The 3925-nt window shown below is 58.6% G+C and carries 5 protein-coding genes; all 5 read left to right on the top strand.

Going from position 1 to position 3925, the window contains the following annotated elements; all coding sequences use genetic code 11:
* The first annotated feature begins 268 nt into the window (after nt 1-268).
* The 5 genes from rpsF (at nt 269) to dnaB (ending at nt 3878) form a co-directional block, all read left to right on the top strand.
* Nucleotides 269-691 carry a 30S ribosomal protein S6 gene (rpsF, locus tag ACW9JE_RS29345; protein WP_008048087.1) on the top strand — a complete coding sequence of 141 codons (423 nt, stop codon included), beginning with the start codon at nt 269-271 and terminating at the stop codon, nt 689-691.
* Nucleotides 692-719: 28 nt separating this feature from the next.
* The gene (rpsR, locus tag ACW9JE_RS29340; protein ID WP_002551829.1) at nt 720-950 is read left to right on the top strand and encodes a 30S ribosomal protein S18; all 231 of its coding nucleotides are present in this window, start codon (nt 720-722) and stop codon (nt 948-950) included.
* Nucleotides 951-986: 36 nt separating this feature from the next.
* Nucleotides 987-1880 carry a YybS family protein gene (locus ACW9JE_RS29335; protein ID WP_224535695.1) on the top strand — a complete coding sequence of 298 codons (894 nt, stop codon included), beginning with the start codon at nt 987-989 and terminating at the stop codon, nt 1878-1880.
* Nucleotides 1881-1898: 18 nt separating this feature from the next.
* Complete coding sequence (gene rplI / locus ACW9JE_RS29330) at nt 1899-2345, top strand: 50S ribosomal protein L9 (protein ID WP_224535697.1); 447 nt, start codon at nt 1899-1901, stop codon at nt 2343-2345.
* Between the two features lie 135 nt (nt 2346-2480).
* Complete coding sequence (gene dnaB, locus ACW9JE_RS29325; protein ID WP_175375464.1) at nt 2481-3878, top strand: replicative DNA helicase; 1398 nt, start codon at nt 2481-2483, stop codon at nt 3876-3878.
* The last annotated feature ends 47 nt before the right edge of the window (nt 3879-3925 follow it).

The raw sequence follows: 3925 nt of genomic DNA, 5'->3' as shown, positions 1-3925 counted from the left end.
GACGGTGTGTCAGGCGACGATGATGTCGACTGATATGGCCTCTTCGCGAGCAAGCCCGCTCCCACAGTTGTTTTGTGGTGAGCCAAAGGATTGGCGGTTGTTCAAATAATCACCAATTACCTTGCACCTCCCACGACCCTTCTCTACAATTGCGCCCCTTGCTGTGACGGCAGGCGCGCATGTGCCTCGTCCACGCAAGTCCATAAGTGTCATTCACTCCTTGTCTGACCGCTTTTGAGCGGCAGGCTACAACCCGTAAGGAGCATTCATGCGTCATTACGAAATCATCTTTCTGGTCCACCCTGACCAGAGCGAGCAAGTCGGCGGCATGGTTGAGCGTTACACCAAGCTGATCGAAGAAGACGGCGGCAAAATCCACCGTCTGGAAGACTGGGGCCGTCGTCAACTGGCCTACGCAATCAACAATGTTCACAAGGCTCACTACGTGATGCTGAACGTTGAGTGCACTGGCAAGGCCCTGGCCGAGCTGGAAGACAACTTCCGTTACAACGATGCAGTGATCCGTAACCTGGTCATCCGTCGCGACGAAGCCGTTACCGGCCAGTCCGAGATGCTCAAGGCTGAAGAAAACCGCAGTGAGCGCCGTGAGCGTCGCGACCGTCCTGAGCACGAAGGCGCTGAAAGCGCTGATAGTGATGACAGCGACAACAGCGATAACGCTGACGAGTAATCCACGGACCTTTTAAGGAGCCTATCAAATGGCACGTTTCTTCCGTCGTCGTAAATTCTGCCGCTTCACCGCTGAAGACGTGAAAGAGATCGATTACAAAGATCTCAACACTCTGAAAGCCTACGTATCCGAGACCGGCAAAATCGTTCCAAGCCGCATCACCGGTACCAAAGCTCGTTATCAGCGTCAGCTGGCCACCGCTATCAAGCGCGCCCGCTTCCTGGCCCTGCTGGCCTACACCGACAGCCACGGCCGCTGAGACCGGGCAGTCGACACGTAGCAAAGGATTGAATGTATGCGTGCCTTAGCTGAGTTCATCATGCGGGGCCGTATGCAGGCCACTCTGGTAGTGGCTGGATGCGCGGCGTTGCCGCTGTTGTATTGGTTGGGTGCTGCCGCCGGATGCCTTGTGCTCTTGCGGCGCGGAATGAAGGACGCCCTGGGCGTTCTTGCTCTGGGACTGCTGCCGGCGTTGATCTGGTGGCTGTACTCCGACGACCCACGGGCACTTCTGGTGCTGCTGGGGTCTGCGAGCCTTGCGTTGGTTTTGCGCGCAAGTGAGTCCTGGCTCCGCGTGCTGCTGGTCAGCATAGCGATGGGAGTGGTGTTTTCAGTGGTGCTGGGGACGGCTTTTGGTCCCCAGATCGAGATGCTGGCGCAGGCTTTGATCAAAGTCATGCCGTCGCTACTCGGTCAGGTCTACCAGCAGATGTCGGTAGACGAGCAAGCGCGTTTCGCGGCCCTGATTGCACCTATCCTGACTGGCCTGATAGCGGCCTTGCTGCAAATCGTCAGTGTGCTGAGCCTGATTGTCGGGCGCTACTGGCAGGCGTTGTTGTACAACCCAGGTGGTTTCGGTCGCGAGTTTCGCGCCGTGAGAATCCCGCTGGGGCCCGCGATGTTGCTGCTGGCGGGCATGGTTGTGACACCGAACTTCGGTGCCCAGATGTCCATGCTTGTGCCGTTGTGCAGCGTACCGCTGGTTTTCGCCGGACTGGCCCTGATTCACGGGCTGGTGGCGCAAAAGCGACTGGCCAGGTTCTGGCTGGTGGGGTTGTACGTAACGCTGTTGCTGTTCATGCAGCTGATCTATCCGTTGCTGGTGGTCCTGGCCATCGTCGACAGCCTGATTGATTTTCGCGGGCGTCTGGCGTCGAAAGACGCTGATAACGCGAACGGTGAAGGTTAAAAGTTAGAGGATTTCCAAATGCAACTGATCCTTCTGGAAAAAATCGCAAACCTGGGCAACCTGGGCGATAAAGTAAACGTTAAGGCCGGTTACGGCCGTAACTACCTGCTGCCTTTCGGCAAAGCCACCGCTGCGACCGCTGCCAACCTGGCTGCGTTCGAAGAGCGTCGCGCTGAGCTGGAAAAAGCTGCAGCTGACCGTAAAGCATCGGCTGAAAGCCGCGCTGCTCACCTGGCTGAGCTGGAAGTGACCATCACTGCCACTGCCGGTGACGAAGGCAAGCTGTTCGGTTCGATTGGCACCCACGACATCGCTGACGCACTGACCGCCTCCGGCGTTGAAGTGCAGAAGAGCGAAGTTCGTCTGCCGAACGGCACCATCCGCAACGTAGGCGAATTCGACGTAGCCGTGCACCTGCACGCTGAAGTTGAAGCCACCGTACGCGTTGTCGTGGTAGCAGCTTAAGCAACACCTGATCGGCTGGCGGCTTGTCCGTCAGGCGGTTAACATCGGGCACGATCCTGTTTACAGGTCGTGCCCTTTGTCTTTCTGGCAATACCTGTTTTTCAACCCCTGCTTTTCCAAACAATCCAAGTGGCCATGAACGAAATCTCAGTTCCCGAGCAATACGATCTGCAAACCGCCGCGCTGAAGGTGCCGCCGCATTCCATCGAGGCCGAACAGGCTGTGCTCGGTGGTCTGATGCTGGACAACAACGCCTGGGAGCGCGTGCTCGATCAAGTCTCCGACGGTGATTTCTATCGACATGACCACCGCCTGATTTTCCGTGCGATCTCCAAGCTTGCCGATCAGAACATGCCGATCGACGTCGTGACCCTGGCCGAGCAATTGGACAAGGAAGGACAGACGTCCCAGGTCGGCGGTCTCGGTTATCTGGGGGAACTGGCAAAAAACACGCCTTCGGTCGCCAACATCAAGGCCTATGCGCAGATCGTCCGCCAGCGTGCGACCTTGCGCCAACTGATCGGCATCAGCAATGAGATCGCCGACAGCGCCTTCAACCCCGAAGGCCGTACCGCCGAAGAGATTCTCGACGAGGCCGAGCGGCAGATCTTCCAGATCGCCGAGGCCCGCCCGAAGACCACCGGTCCGGTGGGCGTCAACGATTTGCTGACCAAGGCCATCGACCGCATCGACACCCTGTTCAACACCGGTGAAGGCATTACCGGCCTGTCCACCGGCTACACCGACCTCGACGACAAGACCAGCGGCCTGCAACCGGCCGACTTGATCATCGTCGCCGGTCGTCCGTCGATGGGTAAGACCACCTTCGCGATGAACCTCGTGGAAAACGCCGTACTGCGCAGCGACAAGGCGGTGCTGGTGTACTCCCTCGAGATGCCAGGCGAATCGCTGATCATGCGTATGCTCTCGTCCCTGGGCCGTATCGACCAAACCAAGGTCCGTTCCGGCCAGCTGGAAGACGATGACTGGCCGCGCCTGACTTCGGCGGTCAACCTGCTGAACGACCGCAAGCTGTTCATCGACGATACCGCCGGTATCAGCCCGTCCGAGATGCGCGCCCGTACCCGGCGACTGGTGCGTGAGCACGGCGAAATCGGCCTGATCATGATCGACTACCTGCAGCTGATGCAGATCCCGGGCTCCAGCGGTGATAACCGGACCAACGAGATTTCCGAGATCTCCCGTTCCCTGAAAGCCCTGGCCAAGGAATTCAACTGCCCGGTGGTGGCACTGTCCCAGCTCAACCGCTCCCTGGAACAGCGGCCGAACAAGCGCCCGGTGAACTCCGACTTGCGCGAATCCGGAGCGATCGAGCAGGACGCCGACGTGATCATGTTCGTGTACCGCGACGAGGTGTATCACCCGGAAACCGAGCACAAAGGCATCGCCGAAATCATCATCGGCAAGCAGCGTAACGGCCCGATCGGCTTTATCCGGCTGGCGTTCATCGGTAAATACACCCGGTTCGAGAACCTGGCGCCGGGTAGCTATAACTTCGATGATGACGAATAAGATTTTCGTCGCCTGACGGGGCCTCTTCGCGGGCAAGCCTCGCTCCT

This window comes from Pseudomonas sp. SDO55104_S430, assembly GCF_054070595.1.
Note: the sequence above shows the minus strand (reverse complement) of the source record. Positions and strands in the feature narration are given on the sequence as shown.